Origin of the sequence: Pseudomonas sp. B21-031 (assembly GCF_024748985.1) — a bacterium.
GTDB lineage: Bacteria > Pseudomonadota > Gammaproteobacteria > Pseudomonadales > Pseudomonadaceae > Aquipseudomonas > Aquipseudomonas kermanshahensis.
Map to the genome: position 1 here is coordinate 1813361 of NZ_CP087181.1, position 24749 is coordinate 1838109.

Annotated in this window: 26 protein-coding genes; 12 read left to right on the forward strand and 14 right to left on the reverse strand. The window is 62.3% G+C overall.

The genetic code is table 11. The features are described 5' to 3' along the window. The first annotated feature begins 164 nt into the window (after nucleotides 1-164). The 3 genes from LOY53_RS08160 to sthA all read left to right on the forward strand — a co-directional run bounded on the left by LOY53_RS08160 (nucleotide 165) and on the right by sthA (nucleotide 4381). Nucleotides 165-1628 carry a glyceraldehyde-3-phosphate dehydrogenase gene (locus LOY53_RS08160; RefSeq protein WP_027596617.1) on the forward strand — a complete coding sequence of 488 codons (1464 nt, stop codon included), beginning with the start codon at nucleotides 165-167 and terminating at the stop codon, nucleotides 1626-1628. Nucleotides 1629-1813: 185 nt separating this feature from the next. Next, a complete protein-coding gene (locus LOY53_RS08165; protein WP_408981354.1) occupies nucleotides 1814-2785 on the forward strand; it encodes an FAD:protein FMN transferase in 972 nt (323 codons plus the stop codon). Nucleotides 2786-2986: 201 nt separating this feature from the next. Beyond that, nucleotides 2987-4381, forward strand: a complete 1395-nt coding sequence (gene sthA, locus LOY53_RS08170; protein WP_027596615.1) for a Si-specific NAD(P)(+) transhydrogenase — start codon at nucleotides 2987-2989, stop codon at nucleotides 4379-4381. A 42-nt stretch (nucleotides 4382-4423) separates the two neighbouring features. Here the strand turns inward: sthA and LOY53_RS08175 are convergent, their stop codons facing one another. After that, nucleotides 4424-5146, reverse strand: coding sequence for a glycerophosphodiester phosphodiesterase (locus tag LOY53_RS08175; protein WP_258703833.1), 723 nt, complete (start codon nucleotides 5144-5146; stop codon nucleotides 4424-4426). Between the two features lie 30 nt (nucleotides 5147-5176). Continuing rightward, a complete protein-coding gene (locus LOY53_RS08180) occupies nucleotides 5177-5761 on the reverse strand; it encodes a PilZ domain-containing protein (protein ID WP_027596613.1) in 585 nt (194 codons plus the stop codon). Between the two features lie 93 nt (nucleotides 5762-5854). Here LOY53_RS08180 and LOY53_RS08185 point away from each other — a divergent pair, with 93 nt between their 5' ends. From LOY53_RS08185 to LOY53_RS08195, 3 genes are read left to right on the forward strand one after another with little or no spacing between them, the layout of a single operon-like run. Beyond that, nucleotides 5855-7105 carry a lipoprotein-releasing ABC transporter permease subunit gene (locus LOY53_RS08185; protein WP_252827199.1) on the forward strand — a complete coding sequence of 417 codons (1251 nt, stop codon included), beginning with the start codon at nucleotides 5855-5857 and terminating at the stop codon, nucleotides 7103-7105. 7 nt (nucleotides 7106-7112) lie between these two features. Beyond that, nucleotides 7113-7796, forward strand: a complete 684-nt coding sequence (gene lolD, locus LOY53_RS08190; RefSeq protein ID WP_172960376.1) for a lipoprotein-releasing ABC transporter ATP-binding protein LolD — start codon at nucleotides 7113-7115, stop codon at nucleotides 7794-7796. Between the two features lie 55 nt (nucleotides 7797-7851). Next, nucleotides 7852-9093 carry a lipoprotein-releasing ABC transporter permease subunit gene (locus LOY53_RS08195; protein WP_027596610.1) on the forward strand — a complete coding sequence of 414 codons (1242 nt, stop codon included), beginning with the start codon at nucleotides 7852-7854 and terminating at the stop codon, nucleotides 9091-9093. A 137-nt stretch (nucleotides 9094-9230) separates the two neighbouring features. Here the strand turns inward: LOY53_RS08195 and LOY53_RS08200 are convergent, their stop codons facing one another. Together LOY53_RS08200 and cinR are read right to left on the reverse strand one after the other, a co-directional pair. Continuing rightward, the gene (locus tag LOY53_RS08200) at nucleotides 9231-10583 is read right to left on the reverse strand and encodes a heavy metal sensor histidine kinase (protein WP_252827200.1); all 1353 of its coding nucleotides are present in this window, start codon (nucleotides 10581-10583) and stop codon (nucleotides 9231-9233) included. Continuing rightward, nucleotides 10580-11260, reverse strand: coding sequence for a two-component system response regulator CinR (cinR, locus tag LOY53_RS08205; protein ID WP_238216307.1), 681 nt, complete (start codon nucleotides 11258-11260; stop codon nucleotides 10580-10582). Before cinR ends, LOY53_RS08200 begins: the two co-directional genes overlap by 4 nt. A gap of 162 nt (nucleotides 11261-11422) precedes the next feature. On the opposite strand from cinR, the gene LOY53_RS08210 reads away from it, so the two are divergent. Together LOY53_RS08210 and queF are read left to right on the forward strand one after the other, a co-directional pair. Further along, nucleotides 11423-11920: a cupredoxin family protein gene (locus LOY53_RS08210; protein ID WP_258703834.1), complete on the forward strand. Its 498-nt coding sequence runs from the start codon at nucleotides 11423-11425 to the stop codon at nucleotides 11918-11920. Between the two features lie 67 nt (nucleotides 11921-11987). Beyond that, a complete protein-coding gene (gene queF, locus LOY53_RS08215; RefSeq protein WP_252827203.1) occupies nucleotides 11988-12818 on the forward strand; it encodes an NADPH-dependent 7-cyano-7-deazaguanine reductase QueF in 831 nt (276 codons plus the stop codon). Nucleotides 12819-12956: 138 nt separating this feature from the next. On the opposite strand, the gene LOY53_RS08220 is transcribed toward queF, so the two are convergent. Together LOY53_RS08220 and LOY53_RS08225 are read right to left on the reverse strand one after the other, a co-directional pair. Beyond that, nucleotides 12957-13220 carry a DUF4404 family protein gene (locus LOY53_RS08220; protein ID WP_104887300.1) on the reverse strand — a complete coding sequence of 88 codons (264 nt, stop codon included), beginning with the start codon at nucleotides 13218-13220 and terminating at the stop codon, nucleotides 12957-12959. Nucleotides 13221-13342: 122 nt separating this feature from the next. Continuing rightward, nucleotides 13343-13906, reverse strand: a complete 564-nt coding sequence (locus LOY53_RS08225) for a phosphonoacetaldehyde phosphonohydrolase-related protein (RefSeq protein ID WP_258703835.1) — start codon at nucleotides 13904-13906, stop codon at nucleotides 13343-13345. Between the two features lie 191 nt (nucleotides 13907-14097). On the opposite strand from LOY53_RS08225, the gene LOY53_RS08230 reads away from it, so the two are divergent. Continuing rightward, on the forward strand, nucleotides 14098-14805 hold the full coding sequence (locus tag LOY53_RS08230; protein ID WP_027596604.1) for a VacJ family lipoprotein: 708 nt from the start codon (nucleotides 14098-14100) through the stop codon (nucleotides 14803-14805). Between the two features lie 44 nt (nucleotides 14806-14849). Here the strand turns inward: LOY53_RS08230 and LOY53_RS08235 are convergent, their stop codons facing one another. Further along, nucleotides 14850-15149, reverse strand: a complete 300-nt coding sequence (locus LOY53_RS08235; protein ID WP_099430026.1) for a PilZ domain-containing protein — start codon at nucleotides 15147-15149, stop codon at nucleotides 14850-14852. 270 nt (nucleotides 15150-15419) lie between these two features. Here LOY53_RS08235 and rssB point away from each other — a divergent pair, with 270 nt between their 5' ends. Together rssB and rssC are read left to right on the forward strand one after the other, a co-directional pair. Further along, nucleotides 15420-16604, forward strand: coding sequence for a two-component system response regulator RssB (rssB, locus tag LOY53_RS08240; protein WP_027596602.1), 1185 nt, complete (start codon nucleotides 15420-15422; stop codon nucleotides 16602-16604). Beyond that, nucleotides 16601-17083: an anti-sigma factor antagonist RssC gene (gene rssC, locus LOY53_RS08245; protein WP_027596601.1), complete on the forward strand. Its 483-nt coding sequence runs from the start codon at nucleotides 16601-16603 to the stop codon at nucleotides 17081-17083. The genes rssB and rssC overlap by 4 nt, the downstream gene beginning before the upstream one ends. A gap of 125 nt (nucleotides 17084-17208) precedes the next feature. Here rssC and LOY53_RS08250 read toward each other — a convergent pair whose 3' ends face one another. The 4 genes from LOY53_RS08250 to dusA form a co-directional block, all read right to left on the reverse strand. Next, nucleotides 17209-19074: an alkaline phosphatase D family protein gene (locus LOY53_RS08250; protein ID WP_252827205.1), complete on the reverse strand. Its 1866-nt coding sequence runs from the start codon at nucleotides 19072-19074 to the stop codon at nucleotides 17209-17211. A 179-nt stretch (nucleotides 19075-19253) separates the two neighbouring features. Then, nucleotides 19254-20180 (reverse strand): transaldolase, encoded by a 927-nt coding sequence (gene tal / locus LOY53_RS08255; RefSeq protein ID WP_027596599.1) that lies wholly within the window; start codon nucleotides 20178-20180, stop codon nucleotides 19254-19256. Nucleotides 20181-20407: 227 nt separating this feature from the next. Further along, nucleotides 20408-20668 (reverse strand): hypothetical protein, encoded by a 261-nt coding sequence (locus LOY53_RS08260; RefSeq protein ID WP_085274224.1) that lies wholly within the window; start codon nucleotides 20666-20668, stop codon nucleotides 20408-20410. A gap of 25 nt (nucleotides 20669-20693) precedes the next feature. Then, nucleotides 20694-21704 (reverse strand): tRNA dihydrouridine(20/20a) synthase DusA, encoded by a 1011-nt coding sequence (dusA, locus tag LOY53_RS08265; RefSeq protein ID WP_258703836.1) that lies wholly within the window; start codon nucleotides 21702-21704, stop codon nucleotides 20694-20696. A 363-nt stretch (nucleotides 21705-22067) separates the two neighbouring features. Here dusA and LOY53_RS08270 point away from each other — a divergent pair, with 363 nt between their 5' ends. Beyond that, entirely contained in the window at nucleotides 22068-22652 is a 585-nt protein-coding gene (locus tag LOY53_RS08270) for a tetratricopeptide repeat protein (RefSeq protein WP_258703837.1), read from the forward strand. Between the two features lie 245 nt (nucleotides 22653-22897). On the opposite strand, the gene LOY53_RS08275 is transcribed toward LOY53_RS08270, so the two are convergent. The 3 genes from LOY53_RS08275 to LOY53_RS08285 form a co-directional block, all read right to left on the reverse strand. Then, nucleotides 22898-23335: an acetyltransferase gene (locus LOY53_RS08275; RefSeq protein ID WP_258703838.1), complete on the reverse strand. Its 438-nt coding sequence runs from the start codon at nucleotides 23333-23335 to the stop codon at nucleotides 22898-22900. 213 nt (nucleotides 23336-23548) lie between these two features. Beyond that, a complete protein-coding gene (gene arsH, locus LOY53_RS08280; RefSeq protein WP_258703839.1) occupies nucleotides 23549-24250 on the reverse strand; it encodes an arsenical resistance protein ArsH in 702 nt (233 codons plus the stop codon). A 9-nt stretch (nucleotides 24251-24259) separates the two neighbouring features. Continuing rightward, nucleotides 24260-24730, reverse strand: coding sequence for an arsenate reductase ArsC (locus LOY53_RS08285; protein ID WP_258703840.1), 471 nt, complete (start codon nucleotides 24728-24730; stop codon nucleotides 24260-24262). Between the last annotated feature and the right edge of the window lie 19 nt (nucleotides 24731-24749).

Consider the following 24749-nt stretch of genomic DNA (forward strand, 5'->3'; position numbering starts at 1 on the left):
AGATTGCACTCCAAGCGTTGCGGCAAAGACACCGATTGTACCGGTGCCGGTGCCTGCTGTCAGGCTCCAAAGGCCATGAACACTGGCTCTGGCTGCTGCGACAGGCGCTCATTGCCCGTTCCGCGTTGGGGCGTCATAATGTAGCCCCTTTTTTCTGTCCCTACATGTGGAAGGTTCCCGTGACTCAGAAGCCCGACCAGTGTCTTGGTGAGTGGATTGATCGTGAAGCATTGGCTGAAGCGATGATCCCGCTTATCGGTCAGCTCTACCGCAACAACAACGTGGTGAGCTCGATTTATGGCCGCAGCCTGATCAACCGTTCGGTTATCTCGATCCTCAAAGCCCACCGCTTTGCGCGTCATCGTCAGACCGACGAGACCGAACTGTCTGTCCACGAGACGTTCCCCCTGCTCAAGGCCATGAGCGAGCTGAAACTGGGTGCCGCTTCGGTCGACCTGGGCAAGCTGGCCAACAAATTCAAGCAGGAAGGCAACGGCCGCAGCGCCGAGCAGTTCGTGCGTGAAGAGCTGGCTGACGTAGTTGGCCAACAGAACGCTTCGGCCCGTAAAGGCACCGACGTCGTCCTGTACGGTTTCGGCCGCATCGGCCGCCTGCTGGCGCGCATCCTGATCGAGAAGACCGGTGGTGGCGACGGCCTGCGCCTGCGTGCCATCGTCGTGCGCAAAGGCGCCGAGAACGACCTGGTCAAGCGTGCCAGCCTGCTGCGCCGTGACTCGGTGCACGGCCCGTTCGATGGCACCATCACCATCGACGAAGCCAACAACACCATCACCGCCAATGGCAACCTGATCCAGGTTATCTACGCCAAGAACCCGAGCGAAGTCGACTACACCCAGTACGGCATCGACAACGCGCTGATCGTCGACAACACCGGTGTATGGCGTGACGCCGACGGCCTGGGCCAGCACCTGGCCTGCCCGGGCGCTGCCCGCGTGATCCTCACCGCACCTGGCAAGGGCGCGCTGAAGAACATCGTGCACGGCATCAACCACGGTGACATCACTGCCGATGACAAGATCATCTCGGCTGCTTCCTGCACCACCAACGCCATCGTGCCGGTGCTGAAGGCTGTCAACGACAAGTACGGCATCGTCAACGGCCACGTCGAAACCGTTCACTCGTTCACCAACGACCAGAACCTGATCGACAACTTCCACAAGGGCAGCCGCCGTGGCCGTGCCGCGCCGCTGAACATGGTTATCACCGAGACCGGTGCCGCCACTGCAGCCGCCAAGGCACTGCCAGTGCTGAAGGGCAAGCTGACCGGCAACGCGATTCGCGTACCGACGCCGAACGTCTCGATGGCCATCCTGAACCTGAACCTGGAAAAGCCCACCACTCGCGAAGAGATCAACGAGTACCTGCGTCAGACGGCCATGCACTCGGAGCTGCACAAGCAGATCGACTTCGTCAGCTCGCAGGAAGTGGTTTCGACCGACTTCGTCGGCTCGCGCCACGCCGGTGTGGTTGACGCAGAGGCGACCATCGCCAACGACAACCGCGTTGTGCTGTACGTTTGGTACGACAACGAATTCGGTTACAGCTGCCAGGTGGTTCGTGTGATGGAAGACATGGCCGGTGTGAACCCGCCAGCGTTTCCACGCTGATTCGCTTGTAAGGCAATGAAAAAACGGGAACCTTCGGGTTCCCGTTTTTTTTGCCGGCCTCTTCGCAGCACAAGGCTGCTCCTACCAGGCTGGCGCCGTAACGGTAGGAGCAGCCTTGTGCTGCGAAGAGGCCAGTACCGGCAGCCGAGAACTTCAATTTGCGCGCAATCCCGCTACTTTTCCTTGTGCTCCTCACCGCCTGCAACCAGGGCCCGACCCTGGAGCGCCTGGGCGGCCCGACCATGGGCAGCAGCTACAGCATCCAGTACGTTCGCGCCCCCGGTGGCCCAGCCCCAGCCCAGGTGCAGGCTGCCGTCGAAACCATCCTCCAGGACATCGACCAGCACTATTCCACCTACCGCAGCGATTCCACCGTCAGCCAGTTCAACCAGCTGCCGGCCAATCAATGCCTGGAATTGCCATCAGACATGCTCGACCTGGTCCGCTTCGGCCAGCAGTTGGCGGCGCAAAGTGCCGGCGCCTTCGACCTCACTGTCGAGCCGCTACTTGACCTCTGGGGCTTCGGCCCCCAGGCCCGCCACGAGCAGGTGCCCGACCCGCGAGCCTTGGCCCAGGCGCGCCTGCGCGTGGGCTACCAGCACCTGCGCATCGAAGGCCAGGCATTGTGCAAGGATGCCCCGGTGGAGCTGGATTTCAACAGCATCGCCGCCGGCCACGCGGTTGACCTGATCGCCCAGCGCCTGCAGGCCATGGGCATCAGCAGTTTCATCGCCGAAGCCACCGGCGAGCTCAAGGCGGTTGGCCGCAAACCCGATGGCAGCCCGTGGCGCATCGCCCTTGAGCTGCCCCGTGAAGACCGCCAGATCGCTCGCCAGGTCATTCCGGTGGATGGCCTTTCGGTATCGACCTCGGGTGACTATCGCCACTATTTCGAGCAGAATGGCCGGCGCTATTCGCACACCTTCGATGCCCGTCTCGGGCGCCCGGTCGCGCACGACCTGGCTGCGGCCACTGTGCTCGACGCCTCGGCGCTGAAAGCTGACGGGTTCTCGACCCTGCTGCTGATTCTCGGCCCCGAGCGCGGCTGGGATTTCGCTGTCAGCCATAACCTTGCCGCCGTACTGGTGACTCGGGCCGAGGGTGGCTTCGTCTCCCGAGCGACCCCAGCGTTTTCGCGGGCAATGAAAGGCGAGTGAAAGCGCAAGGATGGATGATCGCCAGGGAATCGGTGAACCACATGTAGTGCAGGCAAAATTGGCCTACGACGCGACCAAGGGTTAATGTGCGCGGCGTTCACGCTTGATTAGACTGCAACCGAATTTTCTCATGGCGCCCCGGCGACATGATCGCGCCCCGCGAGCCACCGTGACTCGCGGGCCAGTTCTGAAGGAGTACGCATGGCTGTCTACAACTACGACGTAGTGGTGCTGGGTTCCGGCCCGGCCGGAGAAGGCGCGGCAATGAACGCCGCCAAAGCAGGGCGCAAGGTGGCGATGGTCGACAGCCGTCGCCAGGTCGGCGGCAACTGCACCCACTTGGGCACCATCCCGTCCAAGGCACTGCGTCACTCGGTGCGGCAGATCATGCAGTTCAACACCAACCCGATGTTCCGCGCCATCGGCGAGCCGCGCTGGTTCTCCTTCCCGGACGTGCTCAAGAGCGCCGAAAAGGTCATTGCCAAGCAGGTCGCTTCGCGTACCGGCTACTACGCCCGCAACCGTGTCGACCTGTTCTTCGGCACCGGCAGCTTCGCCGACGAGCAGACCATCGAAGTGGTCTGCCCCAACGGTGTGGTCGAAAAGCTCAACGCCAAGCAGATCATCATCGCCACCGGCTCGCGCCCGTATCGCCCGGCCGACATCGACTTCCACCACCCGCGCGTCTATGACAGCGACACCATCCTCAGCCTCAGCCACACCCCGCGCAAACTGATCGTTTACGGCGCCGGCGTGATCGGTTGCGAATACGCCTCGATCTTCAGCGGCCTGGGTGTGCTGGTCGAGCTGGTCGATAACCGTGGCCAGTTGCTGAGCTTCCTGGATTCTGAAATTTCCCAGGCGCTGAGCTACCACTTCAGCAACAACAACATCACCGTGCGCCATAACGAGGAGTACGACCGGGTCGAAGGCTTGGACAACGGTGTAATCCTGCACCTGAAGTCGGGCAAGAAGATCAAGGCCGACGCCTTGCTGTGGTGCAACGGCCGTACCGGCAACACCGACAAGCTGGGCCTGGAAAACATCGGCATCAAGGTTAATAGCCGCGGCCAGATCGAGGTCGACGAGGCTTACCGCACCACCGTGTCGAACATCTACGGTGCCGGTGACGTGATCGGCTGGCCGAGCCTGGCCAGTGCCGCCCATGACCAGGGCCGTTCGGCAGCGGGCAGCATCGTCGACAATGGCAGCTGGCGCTTCGTCAATGACGTGCCGACCGGTATCTACACCATTCCGGAGATCAGCTCGATCGGCAAGAACGAGCAGGAACTGACCCAGGCCAAGGTGCCGTACGAAGTGGGTAAGGCCTTCTTCAAGGGCATGGCCCGCGCGCAGATTGCCGGCGAGCCACAGGGTATGCTGAAGATCCTGTTCCACCGCGAAACCCTGGAAATCCTCGGCGTGCATTGCTTCGGCTACCAGGCTTCGGAAATCGTCCACATCGGCCAGGCAATCATGAACCAGCCGGGCGAGCTGAATAACCTGAAATACTTCGTCAACACCACGTTCAACTACCCGACCATGGCCGAAGCCTATCGGGTAGCTGCCTACGACGGCCTGAACCGGCTTTTTTAAGCGGCTCCGACCGGTGGCCTGAGCCGGTCGGGGATACCGATTTCAGCCCTGCCCGAGGGTGGTCTTGGCCAAACCGGGAAAGTCTGTAATCAGGCTGTCCACGCCAAAATCAGCGAGCCGGCGCATCAGTGCCGGTTCGTTGACTGTCCATACCGACACATGCAACCCCTGGCCTTGGGCTTTGAGCAGGCGCTCTGGGGTGCACAGTGTCCAGTTCAAGGCCAGCAACTCGCAGCCGTAGTTTTGCGCGACCTTCAGTGGGTCGAGCCAGGCGTATTCGGCCACCAGCCCGCGAGACACGTCGGGTACCAGCTCTTGTGCGGCGCCCAGCACGTCGCGTGAGCTCGAGGTGATGGTGACCTTGTCCAGCAGGCCGTATTGCTGGGCCAGTTCACGAATGGCCAGCACCGTGGTGGCGGCGCGGGTGCGCGAGGCACTCTTGACCTCCAGCTGCCAATGCTCGAAGGCGCATTTTTCGAAGAGTTCTTCCAGTTTTGGGATAGGGCAGGGCTGCACATGGCCCGGGCCGCCTTTGCGTGCGTCATAGGTGACCAGGTCGGCTGCCGGGTGCTCGACCACCTTGCCGCGTCGGCCGGTGGTGCGCTTGAGCGTCGAGTCGTGGATCACCATCAGTTCGTTGTCGGCCGACAGGTGCAGGTCCAGTTCACAGCGATTGACGCCGTGGGACAGGCACTGGCGGAAGCTGTTCAGGGTATTCTCGGGCGCTTCGCCCTTGGCGCCGCGATGGCCGTAGATCAGGGTCACGTTCGTTCCTTCAATTCAAGGGGAAGAGGCTCAGGAGGCAGGGTCATTCTGCTCCAGCTGCTGGCGCCGTTGTTGCTGCTGGCGCTGCAGGATGTATCGGGCCAGCAGTTGGCGCTGGGCGTCAGTCATGTCGATGAATTCGGTGCCGACCTCAAAGCCGCCGCCCGGGCGTGGGTCGCAGTGGGTGACCTTGCCGCGCAGCAGCAGGCCGTGGGCGCGGGGCATCAGCACCATCTTCACCTTGACGCGGGTGTCGGGGGCGATGGCCTGGGCCTGGGTGAATTCGATGCCGCCCTCGGAGATGACCACTGCCTGCGGCTGGCCGACCTCACCGATGAGGGTTTGCGCGACCACGGCGCTAAGCAGGTCGAGGCGTTTGCTTTGAGCGCGCAAAAACGCCGCCAGGGTGCGGTCCTTGTCACTCAGCTGGCGCAGCAGGTGCTGGGCTTCGAAGTCGGACAGGTGCAGCTCGCTGAGCAGGTTGAACAGCGGCGAATCATCCTGCAACACTTCTGGGTCAAGGGCTTCAGCCGCGCTCAAGGGGTTGATTTGAAGTGCGATCCGATCTGCGATGCGGTAGTATTCGCGGCGATCTTCTTCGTCTAATGTCGTCATGGCGAACCCATGGTAGCGGCGGTGGTCCGAGTGTAAAGCCGCCGTAAGCGCCCCGCCACAAGGACGTTCCCTTTCATCCGAACAAGCCCCGACATGTTCAGACCTCTTTTCGCATTCATCGGCACGCGTTATACCCGTGCCAAACGTCGCAATCACTTCGTCTCGTTCATTTCCCTGACCTCGATGATCGGCCTCGCCCTGGGCGTGGTGGTGATGATCGTGGTGCTCTCGGTCATGAACGGTTTCGACCACGAGATGCGTACCCGCGTGCTTGGCATGATTCCCCATGCCACGCTCGAGAGCGGCCAGCCGCTTGACGACTGGCCTGCGCTTGCCCAACAAGTAAAGCAGAATCCGCAGGTGGTGGCGGTAGCGCCCTTCACCCAGATGCAGGGCCTGCTGACCCATGACGGCAAGGTGCAGAAGGTGCTGCTCAATGGCATTGACCCGGCCCGCGAGCGCGAGGTGTCCATCATCGACAACTTCGTCCAGCAAGGCCGCCTCGACCAGCTGGCACCGGGCGAGTGGGGCATCATGATCGGCGACAAGGCCGCCGCCAAGCTGGGTGTGGCCATCGGCGACAAGCTGACCTTCGTCGCCCCTGAGGTCAGCGTGACCCCGGCCGGCATGTTCCCGCGCATGAAGCGCTTCACTGTGGTCGGTACCTTCCACGTGGGCGCTGGCGAAATCGACGGTTACCTGGGCCTGACCAACATCAGCGACCTTTCCCGCCTGCACCGCTGGAAGCCGAACCAGGTACAAGGCCTGCGGCTGAAGTTCGACGACCTGTTCCAGGCGCCGCGCGTGGCCTGGTCTATCGCCCAGCAGCTGGGCGAGCAGGAGTTCTACAGCCGTGACTGGACCCGCACCCATGGCAACCTTTACCAGGCGATCCGCATGGAAAAGGCCATGATCGGCCTGCTGTTGCTGCTGATCGTGGCGGTGGCGGCGTTCAACATCATTTCTACCTTGGTGATGGTGGTCAACGACAAGCGCGGCGACATCGCGATCCTGCGCACCCTCGGCGCCACGCCTGGGCAGATCATGGCCATCTTCATGGTGCAGGGTACGGTGATCGGGGTGATCGGCACCTTGATCGGCGCCGGCGTCGGCATTCTTGCCGCGCTCAACGTGAGTGCGGCGATTGCCGGCATCGAGAAGCTGATCGGGCACAAGTTCCTCAACGCCGACGTGTATTTCATTGATTATCTGCCGTCGCAGATCATGGCCAATGACGTGTACATGGTCTGTGCCGCGGCATTGGTCCTGAGTTTCTTCGCCACCCTGTACCCGGCCTGGCGTGCGGCCCGCACCCAGCCTGCAGAGGCGCTACGTTATGAGTGAGTCGCGCATGAGTGATAAAGCCGTTCTGAGTTGCCGCAACCTGGGCAAGTCCTACGACGAGGGCCCGGAGTCGGTGCAGGTGCTGTCTGGCTTGCAGCTGGAGCTGCACCCGGGTGAACGCGTGGCCATCGTCGGCAGCTCGGGCTCTGGCAAGAGCACCTTGCTCAACCTGCTTGGCGGCCTCGACACGCCTACCCAGGGCAGTGTCTGGCTGGCGGGCGAGGAGCTGTCGGCGCTGGGTGAGCGCGCACGTGGCCTGTTGCGCAACCGGGCGCTGGGTTTCGTTTACCAGTTTCACCACCTGCTGCCTGAGTTCACCGCCATGGAGAACGTGTGCATGCCGCTGTTGATCGGCCGCACCGCCATCCCCGAGGCGCGTGAGCGCGCCGAGGCCCTGCTCAAGCGCGTCGGCCTTGGCCACCGCCTGCACCACAAGCCTGCTGAGTTGTCCGGCGGTGAGCGCCAGCGTGTGGCGATTGCCCGCGCCTTGGTCAACCGCCCGGGCCTGGTGATGCTCGACGAGCCGACCGGCAACCTTGACCATCACACCGCCCAAGGCATCCAGGAACTGATGCAGGAGCTGTCCAGCGCTTCGCGTACCGCGTTCCTGGTGGTGACCCACGACCTCAACCTGGCGCGCCAGATGGACCGTGTGTTGAAACTCGACGACGGTCACCTGGTGGCGATCTGAGCCGCTTGCACGGGGTGGCCTGAGCCGCCCCGCAACTCTTTCATTGGGTGTTTACATGTTCAGACCCTTGCCCTTGTTCATTGGTGCTCGCTACACCCGTGCCAAGCGCCGCAACCATTTCATCTCGTTCATCTCGATGACCTCGATGATCGGCCTGTCGCTGGGCGTGCTGGCGATGATCGTGGTGCTGTCGGTAATGAACGGCTTCCAGCGCGAGATGAGCTCGCGCATTCTTGGCCTGGTGCCCCATGCCAGCATCCTGGGTGTGCAGCCGCTGGATGACTGGCGCACAGTCGCCGATGCCGCGCTGAAGGACCCGGCGGTGATGGCCGCAGCGCCAATCACCGAGATGGAAGGCATGCTCTCTTACAAGGGCGCGATGCAGCCGATCCAGGTCAGCGGCATCGACCCGGCAGAGGAAGGCAAGGTCTCCATTGTCGGCCAACACATTGTCCAGGGCCGCCTGCAGGACCTTAAGCCAGGTGAGTTCGGCGTGGTGCTCGGTGAGCTGAGCGCGCGGCGTTTTCGCTTGAACACGGGCGACAAGCTGACCCTGATCGTGCCGGAAATCAGCAAGGCGCCGGGTGGCATCACCCCGCGCATGCAGCGCCTGACCGTGGTAGGTATTTTCAAGGTCGGTGCAGAGCTGGACGGCTCGCAAGCGTACATTCACGTCGCCGATGCGGGCGAAATGCAGCGTTGGGCGCCGGGCCAGGTGCAAGGCGTGCGGCTCAAGCTGCATGACCTGTATGCGGCGCCGCAGGTGTCCAAAGCCATCGCGGCCGGCCTGGGCGATGCCTACCGCGCCGATGACTGGTCGCACACCCAGGGCAGCCTGTTCAGCGCCATGAAGATGGAAAAGACCATGATCGGCCTGCTGCTGATGATGATCATCGCGGTGGCGGCGTTCAACATCATTGCCACGCTGGTGATGGTGGTGAACGACAAAGGGCCGGATATCGCCATCCTGCGCACGTTGGGTGCTACGCCTGCGCAGATCATGGGTACGTTCATGGTCCAGGGCAGCTTGATCGGTATTGTCGGGACCTTGATCGGCGGTGTGCTGGGGGTGATTGCCGCGTTCAATGTCAGCCAGATCGTTGGCTGGCTGGAGCGGGTCAGCGGCCAGCATATCTTCACGTCGGACGTGTACTTCATCAGCAGCCTGCCGTCGGAACTGCAGTGGGGCGATGTGGTGATCATCTGTGCGGCGGGGTTGGTGATGAGCTTCTTGGCGACCATTTACCCGGCGTACCGGGCATCGCAGGTGCAGCCGGCGATTGGCCTGGCGGTTTGAAGCGCTGATCCGCGTTCATTGTAGGAGCAGCCTTGTGCTGCGAAGGGGCCGATGCAGGCAAAACAGATTGCTGCAGCCTGCACCGGCCTCTTCGCAGCACAAGGCTGCTCCTACACGCCGATGCAGAAGCTGCGGTTTTATTGATTGCCAGGTAACTCGATCACAAACCGCGTCCAGCCACCCTCGCACTCTGCCCGAATACGCCCACCATGCGCCTGCACGATCGACCGGGTAATCGCCAGCCCTAACCCAGCGTGCTCTGTGCTGCCTTCGCGCCGCGCCGGGTCCACCCGGTAGAACCGGTCAAACAAGCGGGGCAGTGCAGCCGGTGCGATTGCCGCCCCGGTATTGGCCACGCAAACCCGTAACCCAGGCTCTAGCGTCACGCGTACCTGCCCACCGGGTGGAGTGAAGCGCAAGGCATTGTCGAGCAGGTTCGACAGTGCGCGGCGCAGCATGGGCCCATCCCCCTGCAACAGCAGTTGGCCTTCGCGCAGCAGCGTCACGTCGCGGTCCTCGGCCAGCGGCGCGTAGTATTCCAGCAATGCATCCACATCCTCATGCAACGCCAGCGCGGCTTGCCCAGGCACCAGCAGGCCATGGTCGGCCTTGGCCAGGTACAGCATGTCGTTGATCATCTGCGCCATCCACTGCAGCTCCTCCAGGTTGCCATGCAAGGCCTCGCGGTATTCCTCAAGGCTGCGCGGGCGGGTGAGGGTGACCTGGGTGTGGGTCAGCAGGTTGGACAATGGTGTGCGCAGTTCGTGAGCGATGTCGGCGGAGAATGCCGACAGGCGCTGGAAGGCATCGTCCAGGCGCTGCAGCATGGCGTTCACGGTGGTGGCCAGTTCGGCCAGCTCTTCCGGCATCTGCGCCACCGGCAGGCGGGTGGTCAGCGAGCGGGCCGACACGCTGGCCGCAACTTGGCCCATCTGCCGCAGCGGCCGCAGCCCCCGGCGTACGGCCCAGGCACCGAGCAGGGCGGTGGCCAGGGCCGAGAGACCGACCGTTAGCCAGATCAGGCGCTGCATGCCCTGCAAGAAGTGTTGATGGTGGGTGATGTCGAGGTACAGGGTCAGCTGCGCAGACTGCGGGTCGGCCGGGTTCAGGGGCATGGCCAGGCTGCGGTAGTCGGCGCCGTCGGTGTGCAAAGTGGCAAGCCCAGAGGGCGGCGTGGTGTCGGGCAATTGCGTGCGGCTGTCGAACCACGGCGTACCGTCATGGCCGCTGATGCGCAGGGCCAAGTCGGCCTGGTGGCTGAGTTCATCGCGCAGGGCAGGGAGGCGGGCGCCCAGTTCGGCGGGCCCGACGACGCCTGCCAGCTGCGTGCGAAACAGCGACAGACGAGATTCCAGCAACTGCTGGTCGAGTTCAATGAAGTGCTGCTCGCTGGCACGGCTGAACAGCACACCAGCCCCCAGCGAAACGGCAGCGGTGCAGGCCGCGAACAGCAGCGCCAGGCGGCTGCCCAGGGAAAGTCGGCGCATCAATCCTGACGCTCCTCCAGCACGTAGCCCATGCCCCGCACGGTGTGGATAAGCTTGCTGGTGTGCGGGTCGTCGATTTTCAGGCGCAGGCGGCGGATGGCCACTTCGATGACGTTGGTGTCACTGTCGAAATTCATGTCCCAGACCTGCGAGGCGATCAGCGATTTGGGCAGTACCTCGCCCTGGCGCCGCAGCAGTAATTCGAGCAGGGCGAACTCTTTGGCGGTCAGGTCGATGCGCTGGCCGGCGCGCTCGGCGCGGCGCCGGATCAGGTCCAGGCGCAGGTCGGCCAGGCTCAAGGTGGTGTCCTGGCTCGGGCTGGCGCCACGGCGCAGCAGGCTGCGTACCCGGGCCAGCAGTTCGGAAAAGGCAAACGGCTTGACCAGGTAATCGTCGGCGCCCAGCTCCAGGCCGTGCACACGGTCTTCTACCGCATCGCGGGCGGTCAGGAACAGCACGGGGGTGTCCAGGCCGGCCTGACGCACCGCGTGCAAAATCTGCCATCCGTCGCGGCCTGGCAGCATCACGTCGAGGATCAGCAAGTCATGGTCGCCGGTCAGTGCCAGGTGTTGGCCTGTTTCGCCATCGGCCGCCAGTTCGGTGGCGAAGCCTGCCTCGCTGAGGCCCTGGCTCAGGTACTGGCCGGTGCGGGCCTGGTCTTCAACGATCAACAGTTTCATGCAGTGTCCACAGTTCTGGAGGGGGCGCAGCGTCTACCGGGAAATGATACGTGACGATGTCGGCGCTCGCCCAAGCTGACAAAGTTGTAATCTTCCCGTCAGGTAGCCGCCAGCCCCGCCTGATTAAGGTGCTCTCATCACGTTGTGTATTTTGGAGTCATCATGAAACGCCTGTTCATCGCCGCCGCCCTTGCCGTGGCAAGCCTGCCCACGTTTGCTGACAGTTTCGCCTTTGGCGAGCCTGCCTCGGCTGGTAAGGCCACCCGTACGGTCGAGGTGGTGCTCAAGGACATTGCCTTCGAACCGAAAAGCCTGGAGGTCAAGGCGGGCGAGACGGTGCGCTTCGTGTTGATCAATGAGGGCAAGTTGCCCCACGAATTCAACCTGGGCGACAAGGCCATGCATGCTGAGCACCAGAAAGAAATGATTGCGATGCAAGGCAAGCTGTTCACCGCAGGCATGAACCATGAAGGCATGGACCACGGCCAGATGAACCACGGCGAAGGCCACGGCCACGGCGGGGGCAACACCGTACTGGTGCAGCCTGGCCAGCGTGCCGAACTGGCCTGGACGTTCCGCAAGTCGGCACCCATCGAGTTTGCCTGCAACGTACCTGGGCATTACCAGGCGGGGATGGTCGGGCCATTGACCATCGAGTGACATCAGGCCCAAGGCGGGGCGCAAAAACGGTAGACTAGGGGCATTTCGAACCTTCAGGTCAGTTTCCATGCATCCCGCCGCCGAACACTCCCCGCTGGGCAAGTCCAGCGAATACATCGCTACCTACTCCCCTGAGCTGCTGTTCCCAATCCCGCGTACCGCCAAGTGGGCCGAGCTGGGCGTTACTGCCCAGACCCTGCCGTGGCAGGGTGTGGATTATTGGAACTGCTTCGAGCTGTCGTGGCTGCTGCCGTCGGGCAAGCCGGTGGTGGCAATCGGCGAGTTCGCCATTCCTGCAGACTCGCCGAATATCATCGAGTCCAAGTCGTTCAAGTTGTACCTGAACTCGCTGAACCAGACGGTTTTTGCCTCGATCGGCGAGCTGCAGGCCTGCCTGGAGAAAGACTTGTCTGCGGCGGCTGGCAAGCCGGTCGGCGTCAAGGTTCGCACGTTGGCCGAGGTTGAGGCTCAGGGCGTTGTGGCACTGCCGGGGCAGTGCATCGACGCGCTGGATGTGACCATCAGCAACTATGAGCAGCCGCAACCGGAGTTGCTGCGTTGCGATGCGCAACGTGTGGTTGAAGAGACCCTGCACAGCCATTTGCTCAAGTCCAACTGCCCCGTCACCGGCCAGCCGGATTGGGGCAGCGTGGTGGTCGAGTACAAGGGCAGGGCGCTGGACCCTGCCAGCCTGCTGACTTACCTGATCAGCTTCCGGCAGCATGCCGACTTCCATGAGCAGTGCGTGGAGCGGATTTACCTGGACTTGAAGAACCTGCTGCAGCCGGAGCATTTGACGGTGTATGCACGGTATGTGCGCCGGGGGGGGCTGGATATCAACCCGTACCGCAGCATGGGGGCGATCAGTCCGGTGAATGGGCGGTTGGTTCGGCAGTAAGGTCACCGCCGTTGGGGAGCGCTTCGCGCCCCATTCGCGGGCAAGCCCGCTCCCACAGGTTTTAGTGCAGCCCTTAGACTGCGCTGTCCTGTAGGAGCGGGCTTGCCCGCGAAAGGGGTGCGAAGCGCCCCCGACTATTCAGATACCCATACTGTGCAGCGAGTTGGCAATGCTGCGCAGGGTAGCGGTCAGGTCCGGGTGTTCGGCTTCGAAGCGCTCGATTGCCAGGTTCACGCCATCCACCAGGTTGTTGTCCGGTGTGGCTTCCTCAAGCTTCAGCTGCGCTTCAATTTGTCTGGCTTCCTCATGCAGCGCGGCCAGTTCCTCTTCCGAAAGCGGCACGTTACGGTCCAGTTGCTCGCGCAAGCTGTTCAGTCGCTCTTGCAATTCGCGGGCAGGCATTGGCTTTTCTCCATCAATGGCTTGGCAAGCCATGGACCTCAGCGAAGCGGCAAAGGTTCTGGCCTGCTTTCAATGTAATCCACTCGCAGCCGCTTTGCATGATCCGCGTCAAAGGTGCTGTATCAGGGTTTTTCACCCTTGCGCCGCCGCTGGGCGATGTCCTGCAGGCAGGTGTCCAGGGCTTCGAGGTGATCGATCACCGAGTGCACGCCGAGGCTGAACAGCTCGAGGGTGGCCTTGCCACGGGCCAGGTCTTGTTCCTGTTGGCTCATGGCTTGCCAATGCCGGGAGCTGAGGTCGCAGTACGGGCTGCAGGCCGCCAGGCCGACGGTCCACAAGCCGGCGTTTAGGCCCGATTGCAGCAGTGCAGGGTCGCCGCTGACCAGTACGCAGCCATCCAGGCGCGCGCTGTCCAGCGCCATCAACGCCTGCCAGCAGGCGTTTGGCGCGGGCCAGCGCACGCCATTGACCGCATGCCCCGGCAGCCAGTCGGGCAGCACATTGGCCAGGCGTTTGCCTTGTGTGGCAGTCAGATCGTCCAGCCAGATGCAGGGCACCTGGCGCTGGCGCAGGCTGGTGAGCGTTGCCAAGGCGCCGGGCGCGGGCAGGGGGTTGCCGTTAGCACCCTGGACCAGGCAGCCACGCAGGCCAAACAGCACAGCAGTGAAGGCGGACGCATCGTGCATGGCAACTTCCCTGAAATAGTCCGAAGGCTAGGCCGCTATTGTTACCAGCCGATGACGAGGCAACATACGTTCACAAAATCTTGAGCAAAAATGTGTAATGCTGGTGATCAGCCCGCAAGCCCTTATACTTGCGCCTTATCAGCAGCACGCCCGGTGCGGCTGCGGCCAAGAAATTCGATGGAGAGACATCTATGCGTAGGATCGGTGCCGGTGTGATCGAGCGAGTCACCCAGGCCTGTGTCTGCGCCAGCTTGTTGCTGGCGCCCGTGGCGGCCACCCAAGCGGCCACCGAGGAAGACCCTTGGGAGGCGGTCAACCGCCCGATCTTCAGGTTCAACGATACGGTCGACACCTATGCCCTCAAGCCATTGGCCAAGGGCTACCAGGCAGTGACGCCGCAGTTTCTCGAAGATGGCATTCACAACATCTTCCGCAACCTGGGCGATGTCACCAACCTGGCCAACGACATTCTGCAGCTCAAACCGCATGCGGCGGGCGTAGACACGGCGCGGCTGATCGTCAACACCACCTTCGGCCTTGGTGGCTTCTTCGACGTCGGCACCAAGATGGGCCTGCAGCGCAACGACGAAGATTTCGGCCAGACCTTGGGTTACTGGGGCGTGGGCAGCGGCCCTTACGTGGTTATCCCGTTGCTGGGCCCTAGCACCGTGCGTGACGGCCTGGCCAAGTACCCGGACAGCTACACCGAACCCTACCGCTACATCAATCACGTACCGACGCGTAACACGAGCCTTGCGGTTGACGTCGTCGATACCCGTGCCAGCCTGTTGTCGGCTGAGAAGCTGATGCAGGGTGACAAGTACATCTTCATTCGTAACGCCTACCTGCAGAACCGCGAGTTCAAGGTAAAGGACGGCGAAGTCGAAGATGATTTCTGATTGTTTCTGATTTAAACCATCGGGGCTGCCACGCAGCCCCAGCGTCAATGCATCGCCAGGATGCGCAGGCCGAATTTCTGCTGCCCGTCGGGCTGGTCGGCGATCCACACCACCTCGGTGCTGGCATGCAGGCCTTTTAGCGCTTTGTGATCGGAATCGATCCTCACCTCAAGCGTATCCCCTACCTGAAAACGCTGCGGCGCCTGCACCTGCATGCCCCCGCTGGACAGGTCCAGGCACACCGCTGCAATCACCTGGCCTTGGTGCAACAGGCTGATGTCGGTGTCGATGCGCATGCGGATGAAATCGCGTTTTTCGCTGTGGCTTGAGGGTGTCTGGGGCATGCTGCATCCTTCCCTTTAGGTTGCGCGGGTCGGCTTTCTTATAACTCTCGGTGATTTGCCCTGTAAAGAGCAGCGAGGTCGACCCTTGCACGCTTGAAACGCCTGGCGGATGGGAGTACCGTCTGCGCCTTACAGGGTACCTCTGATAGTTGCCGGGCGGGTCTTCTTGTCCTACAACTCAAGTAGAGTGTTACCACAGAGTATTCCCGTAGCTGGCCGTCAGCCTTGCCGACACCGCTGCACCAACCTAAATCGGCGCCGTTCGCCCACATGCAGAAAACCAGTGCAACGCTGCTGATCATCGATGACGACGACGTGGTCCGTGCGAGCCTCGCCGCCTATCTTGAAGACAGTGGTTTCAGCGTCCTCCAGGCCGGTAATGGCCAGCAGGGGCTTCAGGTCTTCGAAGAACACCAGCCCGACCTCGTGATCTGCGATCTGCGCATGCCGCAGATGGGCGGGCTCGAACTGATCCGCCAGATCAGCGAGCGCGCGCCGCAGCTGCCGGTGATCGTGGTGTCGGGTGCCGGCGTGATGAGCGATGCGGTCGAGGCCTTGCGCCTGGGCGCCGCCGACTACCTGATCAAGCCGCTGGAAGACCTTGCCGTGCTCGAGCACTCGGTGCGCCGGGCCCTCGACCGTTCGCGCCTGGTGCTGGAAAACCAGCGCTACCGCGACAAGCTCGAAGCCGCCAACCGCGAGCTGGAGGCCAGCCTGCACCTGTTGCAGGAAGACCAGACCGCCGGCCGGCAGGTGCAGATGAACATGCTCCCGGAAAGCCCCTGGGTGGCCGGCGAGTTTGCCTTCGAGCACCAGATCATCCCGTCGCTGTACCTGTCCGGCGATTTTGCCGACTACTTCCGCGTGGATGATCGACGCATTGCCTTCTACCTCGCCGATGTCTCCGGGCACGGCGCCTCGTCGGCGTTCGTCACGGTGTTGCTGAAGTTCATGACCACGCGGCTGTTGTTCGAATTCAAGCGTGGGAGCAAGATGCGTGAGTTCAAGCCCTCGCAAGTGCTCAGCCACATCAACCGCGGGTTGATCAACTGCAAGTTGGGCAAGCATGTGACCATGGTGGGCGGCGTGATCGACGAAGACACCGGGCTGTTGACCTATGCCGTGGGCGGCCACCTGCCGCTGCCGGTGCTGTACACCCCGGGCAATACCCGCTACCTGGAAGGTCGCGGCCTGCCGGTGGGGTTGTTCGACGAGGCCAGTTACCAGGACCTGGTGGTGGAGCTGCCACCGGTGTTCAGCCTCAGCTTGATGTCCGATGGCATTCTGGACCTTTTGCCAGGTGACACGCTCAAAGATAAAGAAGCCGCCTTGCCAGAAATCGTCAAGGCAGCGGGTGGCAGCCTGGATGGGCTGCGGCAACGATTTGGATTGGCTACGCTTGGGGAGATGCCGGATGATATCGCCCTATTGGTGTTGAGCAGGAACCTTCAATGAGTACCGGTAGAATTCAGTTCGCCGAGCAAAGCGGTACCTTTGTACTGAAATTTGTCGGTGAAGTGCGCCTGACCCTGTGTTCGGCGCTGGATGCGACGATCGAGAAGATTTTCACCGCGCTGAACTTCTCGGCCATCGTCATCGACTTGACTGAAACCGAGAGCATCGACAGCACCACCTTGGGCCTGCTGGCCAAGTTGTCGATCCTGTCGCGCCAGAAAGTGGGGCTGTTGCCGACCGTGGTCACCACCAACCCGGACATTTCCCGGTTGTTGCAGTCCATGGGCTTCGATCAGGTGTTCAACATCGTCGATCGCCCGATACCGTGCCCAGAGTGCCTGACCGACTTGCCGTCGCAGGACCAGAACGAAGAAGTGGTGCGCTCCAAGGTGTTGGAGGCGCATAAGATTCTCATGGGGCTCAATGACTCCAACCGCGAAGCGTTTCATGACCTGGTGAATGCGCTGGAGCGGTCCTGATTTATTGCCTGTAGCGGCCTCTTCGCGGGGCAAGCCCGCTCCCACAGAATTACCGCATATCCTGATGCAGCGCTAACCCTGTGGGAGCGGGCTTGCCCCGCGAAGAGGCCGGCACAGGCAATCCTTCATTCCGGCCCAACAAACTCCGTCACATCCCGCCCACCGGCATCCAGCTGAAACACCCGTGCCGGCCGCCCCTGCTCATCAAAAAACACCTGCCCCAGCCCCGCACCATTCCACAACCGCTCACCCGCCTTGCTACCGCTGGGCGTACGCGGCACCACTTCCATCTCCCGCCGTTTGGTAAACCAGTTCAGCGGCGAACGTGGTGAATACAGCCAGCGGTTAAGCCGGTCGAGCACATCCAGCAAGCGTCTGGGGAATTCGTTCTTGATCCCGCTGCTGGTGATTTGCCACAAGTGCGGGCTGCGCTGGCGGTGACGAATCAGCACCTCATAGACGAACGAATAATGCACATCCCCTGAGAGCACCACGTAATGCCCCGGCGTGCGCGAGTGGCGGAAGATATTCAGAATCACCTGTGCCGCGCCCCGATGGGCCATCCAGTTCTCGGCATCCACCAGCAACGGGTAGCCCATCCAACTGAACACCTTTTGCACAGTCTCTATCAGCTTTACCCCGAAGATCGGCGCTGGAGACACGATAATCGCCGAAGGATGATCGAGCAGTGCCTGCTGCAATTCGCTCAGCGCCTCCCAGTCGAGCAGGCCCGAAGGCTTGGCCAGGCTGGCTTCGCTGCGCCAGCGCCGGGTGCGGGTGTCGAGCACCAGCAAGGGTGGATTACTGGGCAGGCTGAACTGCCAGCCCTGGAAGCGCAGCAGCTCGCCGATCAGTTCATCCTGCGCCTGGCTGGCCAGTGGCGCACCGGTCAGCGCCTGGCAGCGTTCGACCAACGGCCCGCAGCCATCCGGGTCGTTACCCCAGGCCTGGCACAGGAGATAGCCGAGCAGCGCATTGCCGATGATCCGCCGCGAGAAGGGGTGGCCATAAGCAGTTTCTTCCCACTGCGCCGAGAGGTTCCAGTCGTCGGTGATGTCGTGGTCGTCGAAGATCATCAGGCACGGCAGGTGTGCCATCACCCGCGCCACCTGGCCGAGGTTGTCGGCGAAGGCCTCGATCAGTGGCACCTCCTGCCGATAACGCGCCTGGCGTTCATCGGTGAGCCCTGCGGGCATGTCCAGGTTGACCAGCCGCCAGGGTTCGGGTGACCACACCAGCAGGTACATGGCCATGACCTCGGCGAAGGTCACCAAGTGGTTGTCGGCGTTGCTGGACGAGAAGATCGGCTTGCGTTTACCCCCGAAAAAGCGCTCGCGCAGGCTGTCGTTACGTTCCTGCGCGGGCAGCAGGTCGGCGCGGTGGTAGTAACTGGCCGGGTGGCGATAGAGCGCCGCGCTGTCGGCGACGACTGCACCGTCCAGCTGTTCGTCGAACAGGCCCAGGCGTTCGATCAGGACGTGGATCGCGCGCAGCATGGGCCCGGCGACATCATCGGCATACACTTGGTCGCCGGTCATCAACAGCACCGCAGGGCGTTGTTCGGGGTGCTGGCACTGTTGCAGCAAACGGTCGGCGCAGAGCAGGCCGTCGGCGGCGGGGTGGTGCGGCTTGCGGCAAGAGCCGTGCAGCAAATGGTCCAGGCGATCACGCAACACGAAGTGTGGGCGCGTTTCGCCGGGGTAGAGCATGTGGGGTGCCCAGTCTGCGATGCCCTGGCCATTGATGCGCAGGTCGTAGCCCAGCGTCTGGTTGCAGGGGAGCGGCTGGGCAACGTGGATATCCAGCAAATGAATAAACGCGTGCTGGCCTATCGGGATCACCTGGCAAGTGACCTTGGCCGAGTGCTCTACGCCATCAAGGGCAAATTCAGGTTGCAAGGGTTGCGTTGCGGCCAGCCAGATGGCCAGGCGCTGTGGCTCCAGGCGGCGCAGTACCGGGCCGGCGAGAACGAGGGGTAGGGAAGAGGTCATCAACAGCTCTGGTGGCTAGACAGCCCATTCACGCAGCACGGTACCGGTGGGAGCGGGCTTGCCCGCGAATAGGCCATCGAATTCAAAATACCTCGGAAGCCTGGCGCACCTTGGCGCCAAACCAAAAACGGGCGGAAAATGCTGAACATTTCCCGCCTGTCAGGCAAACCCAAAATGTATCAGGCCTTTTCAGCCATCAACTTTTCCAGCTTCTCCTGATCCCGCGCAAACTGGCGAATACCCTCGGCCAGCTTCTCGGTGCCCATGGCATCTTCGTTCATCGCCCAGCGGAACTGGCTCTCGCTCAATACCTGCTTGGCCTCGCCCGTGTTACCCGGCTTGAGCACGCGCGGCAGTTCGCCCTGGTCATCGCTCAACTGCTGCAGCAGTTCGGGGCTGATGGTCAGGCGGTCGCAGCCTGCCAGTTGCTCGATCTGGCCGATGTTGCGGAAGCTGGCACCCATGACCACCGTGTTGTAGCCATTGGTCTTGTAGTAGTCGTAGATGCGCGTGACCGACTGCACGCCCGGGTCCTCGGCACCGACGTATTCCTTGCCAGTGCTCTTCTTGTACCAGTCGTAGATACGGCCCACGAACGGCGAGATCAGGAACACCCCAGCATCGGCGCAGGCTTGGGCCTGGGCGAAGGAGAACAGCAGGGTCAGGTTGGTCTGGATGCCTTCCTTCTCCAGCTTCTCGGCGGCGCGGATGCCTTCCCAAGTCGAGGCCAGCTTGATCAGCACGCGGTCTTTACTGACCCCGGCGGCGTCGTACAGCGCGATCAACTGGCGGGCCTTGGCTAGCAGGGCCGGCTCATCGAACGACAGGCGCGCATCCACTTCGGTGGAGATACGGCCAGGGATGACTTTGAGGATCCCGGAACCGACCGCGACCGCGAACTTGTCGCAGGCCAGGTCCACATCGCCCTTGGCATCACCTTTTACCTGCTTGAGCAGGTCGGCATAGCCGGGGATGGCGGCGGCTTTGAGCAGCAACGACGGGTTGGTGGTGGCATCGACCGGTTTCAGGCGGGTGATGGCGTCCAGGTCCCCGGTGTCGGCGACCACGGTGGTGAACTGCTTGAGTTGTTCCAGCTTGGAGGTCATGGGCGTGCTCTGTCCTGTGCAATGACTCGACATTACCCGAGCCCCGGCGGCCGCTCAAGGCCCGTCGAAGCCGCTCGGGTAAACCGCATGTGAGCGCGGCGTTGCGTCGCGAATGGGTTGCGCAACAGCCCCAAGGTCTCAGCCCAAAACGGCAGGCAAGCCCCTGAAGTTCTACGCAAGGTGATGATTCGATTCACCCACAGCCCCGAGGTTCCCAAGGCTGCCGACTACCTGCTTTTCAAGGCTTCGCCCAAGGTGCCCGATTGCCCTTCCTGGAGGCGTTTGCCGTCGGGCATGATGATTTCCAACGTGGTCCCCGCAGGGCGAGGCGCCGGCTGTGCCGCACGCGCCTGCGCCTTTCTCGCTTCAACCCTGCGCTCGATCATCGTCGGGTATTGCGAGGCGACCGCCAGAATGATGCCCACCGGGGCAAAGATCGCCACTGCCACGCCCAAGCTGCCCTGCGAACGCGTGCGCCTTTTCTTCATTGCCAATCCATCCCTGGTTCATTCATCAATGACCCTGCATCAACTCTGCCGCCTGATCAAACACCACCAACGGCTCTGGCGCCTTGTGAATATCCGCCGACAACAGCTGCCGGAACCGCCGAGCCCCCTTGAACCCCTGGGCCAGCCCCAGAATATGCCGGGTGACGTGATGCATGGCCCCACCACTCTCGATGTGCGCCACGATATAAGGCCGCAACAACGCCAGCGCCTCACTGCGGCTGACCACCGGCGCCTCGCTGCCAAACAACTGCTGGTCCACCTCGGCCAGCAGGTAAGGGTTGTGATACGCCTCACGCCCCAGCATCACCCCATCGAACGTTTCAAGGTGCGCCTGGCATTCCGCCAGCGTCTTGATCCCGCCGTTAAGCACGATCTCAAGGTCCGGGAAGTCTGCTTTCAGCTGCGCCGCCACGTCGTAGCGCAAAGGTGGCACCTCGCGGTTCTCCTTGGGCGACAGCCCTTCAAGAATCGCAATGCGCGCATGCACGGTAAAACTCCGGCACCCAGCCTCGCGCACCTGGCCGACGAAATCGCACAGCTCGGCATAGCTGTCACGGCCATTGATGCCGATACGGTGCTTCACCGTCACCGGCGTCGACACCGCATCGCGCATTGCCTTGACGCAATCAGCCACCAGCGCCGGGTGGGCCATCAGGCACGCACCGATCATGTTGTTCTGCACCCGGTCGCTCGGGCAGCCAACGTTAAGGTTGACCTCGTCGTAGCCCGCCTCCTCGGCCAGGCGCGCGCAGGCCGCCAGGTCGGCCGGCACGCTGCCGCCCAGTTGCAGGGCCAGCGGGTGCTCGGACACGTCGTGGCGTAGGAAACGGTGGGCGTCGTTGTGGAGTAGGGCGCCGGTGGTGACCATTTCGGTGTAGAGCAGGGTGTGCTTGGAGAGCAGGCGCAGGAAGAAGCGGCAGTGGCGGTCTGTCCAGTCCATCATGGGGGCAACGGAGAACCGGCGCGACGGCTCAGGCCTTGTCGCAACTGGGTTAGAGCCTGATTTTGCGGTCATTTCGTTCAACGTGTTTCGTACCGGATTCGGGGTTTTTCGGGCGATTTCAGCAAGCGGTGGCTGCGATCTAGCAACCGGGCGGCAATGTGTAGCAAATTCCCGTGGTGAGGAGCAGCGCACACACTGGCGGATTGTTGAGTCTGCTACACAGGCCATGTTCGCGTGAGTGTGGAAGGCGGCCAGTTTACCAAGAGAAATCGCAGTTCGTCCGGAAACAGGTCCTTCGAATGCTGTTGGCGCGACATTAGGCCTCTATATCCGAAGTCCCACAGGCTGCGCCCCTGCCCGATACCGCTACCTTGTTGGCAGGCACAATTTCCGATAACGTCCCGCCCCCGACCGACACATGGCAAGGATTCCATCGTGCATCAGAACCTCAGGACTGCGTTCATCGTTAGCGTATTGATGATGACCTCCTGCACATCGTCCACCCCTTCAACTCCTGCAACCGATCAAACGCGTATCGGATCACGAGGCGACTCGGCCTATGGCCTGGGTGTCGATGCATACAAGCGCGAAGACTATCCTGAAGCGGTGGTGCAGTGGCGTCAGGCCGTGGCGCAAGGGAATCGGCTTGCGCTCAACAACCTGGGCTACCTGGCCTACTATGGCCTTGGCATGCAGGCCGACCCATCCTTGGCTGTCGATCTGTGGCACAAAGGCGCAGCGCTGGGTGTTTCGGAGGCTCAGTGGCATCTGGGCATCGCTTACCAGGAAGGCAAAGGGGTGAGGCCAGATCTCGTTCAGTCCTACGCATGGGTGCGCTGTGCCATAGATACCGCCACACGCAATGCCGCGGCTGCGGATGCGCATGCGGACACCGAGCTGAAGATTGCGAGCGACGCGCGCGAAAGCCTGGTGGAGATTGTTGACAAGATACCGGTAGAGAAGCTGGCTGATGCCCGCCAGCGCGCCTCGGCTTGTATGAACGCCTACAAAGTGCGATGAGCCTGTTTTCTCGGCCCTGTAACCCTCAGGGCTGATTGAAGGAAGGGCAGTTCGGGCTCGCGTACGTTATTCGCGGGTGTCCCTGAGGCAGATCTTCGAGAGACGGGCTAAATCCTAATGCCAGCCACTTAGGGCCAAGGGGGCCGCTGCGATGGGCTGTTAAAAAGCGCTCAGCGTAAACGCTCCATGGAAAGCCCGCGGGTGCTTTAGCTCCGCGAGCCCAACTGCCCATCAAGCTCGACCGTTTAACTCGGCAAACTCATATGCAACAACGGAAACGGTCGCCCCTCACCATCCACCTCAGAGCGCCCCGTCTGCACAAACCCATAATGCAGATAAAACCCCACAGCCTCAGGGTTCTGCTCGTTCACATCCACACTCAGCGTGCGCCGCGAACCGCGTGCGTAATCCAGCAGCGCACGCCCAATCCCACGCCCATGCAGGTCGGGGTCGATAAAGAGCATTTCCACATGCTCCTGATTCAGCCCCATGAAGCCTAACGGGCAATCTTCAGCATCGACCGCGACCCACAACTCGACAGCAGGAAGGTAAACATCGCGCAACTGCGGCAGCAGCGCGTCTATGTCGGATGCCTGCAAAAAATGGTGAGTGGCGCGAACGGCGCGCAGCCAGATGTCGAGCAGCAGTGGGTGGTCTGCGGCGTTGGCCTGACGAATGATCATGTAATCAACCTTGTTCACTTGATAACGGAGTAGCGGCACGCCTTTGGGCGACCGTATAAGTGTCGGCATCTTGAATGCCCGCTTCGCGAATTAACGCCTGGGCGGTGCACTGCAAAGGGGGCCGAAAAGGAAGGGGCTGAAAACGTACTGATACCCGCAGGTTGCGTCAAGGGCCGGGGACGGCTTCAAAGCCGCGCCGTCCCCGGTAATCACTCAAATCGAACGCTGGTTAACCCGCGCCGTAAGCTGCTCGGCGCTTTCCTTACGCTCGGAATAGCGGTCCACCAAAAACTCGGTGCGGTCGCGCAGCAACAGGGTGAACTTCACCAGCTCTTCCATCACGTCGACCACCCGGTCGTAGTAGGGCGATGGCTTCATGCGGCCGGCATCGTCGAATTCCAGGTACGCCTTGGGCACCGAGGACTGGTTGGGGATGGTGAACATGCGCATCCAGCGGCCCAGTACGCGCAGTTGGTTGACCACGTTGAACGACTGCGAACCCCCGCACACTTGCATCACGGCCAGGGTCTTGCCTTGGGTGGGGCGTACGGCGCCGAGGGCCAGGGGGACCCAGTCGATCTGCGCCTTGAACACGGCCGACAGGGCGCCGTGGCGTTCGGGCGAGCACCAGACCTGGCCTTCGGACCACAGCACCAAGTCACGCAGTTCTTGCACTTTGGGGTGTTCTACCGGCACGTCGTCAGGCAACGGCAGGCCGGAGGGATCGAAGATACGTGTCTCGGCACCGAAATGCTGCAGAAGGCGGGCGGCCTCTTCGGTCAGCAAGCGGCTGAAGGAGCGTTCGCGGGTCGACCCGTACAGCAGCAGGATGCGCGGTTTGTGCTCGCTGGCACGGGGCGCGGCCGGGGCTGCGTCGAGCAGGGACAGGTCGAGGTTGGGCAGTTGCTCTGACATGGGGCCTCCTTAAAGCGTGCCGATGCGGTTCAGCTCGCGCTGAAGTTCGTCACGGCCGAGGGTATTGAAGGGGAGGGCGAAGAGGGCGTTGCAGCGTCGCTCGATGATTGACAGCGTGGCGTTGAACGCGGCGTCAATCGCGGCCTCGTCACCCTCGACCTCGGAAGGGTCTTCCAGGCCCCAGTGGGCTTTTAGGGCTGGGCCGAAGTACACGGGGCAGGGTTCACCGGCGGCTTTGTCGCAGACGGTGATGACGATGTCCGGTGGGTTGGTGGCGAAGGCATCGTTACCTTTGCTGTGCAGGCCTTCTGTGCAAATGCCGGCCTGCTGCAGGGTGGTGAGGCTGCGCGGCAGCACCTGGCCTTTGGGAAAACTGCCGGCACTGACGGCTGCGAAGCCTGGCGGTGCCAGGTGATTGAACAGCGCTTCGCTGAGGATGCTGCGGCAGCTGTTGGCGGTGCACATGAACAGGACTTGCATTGGAAGGCTCTCTCGCGGG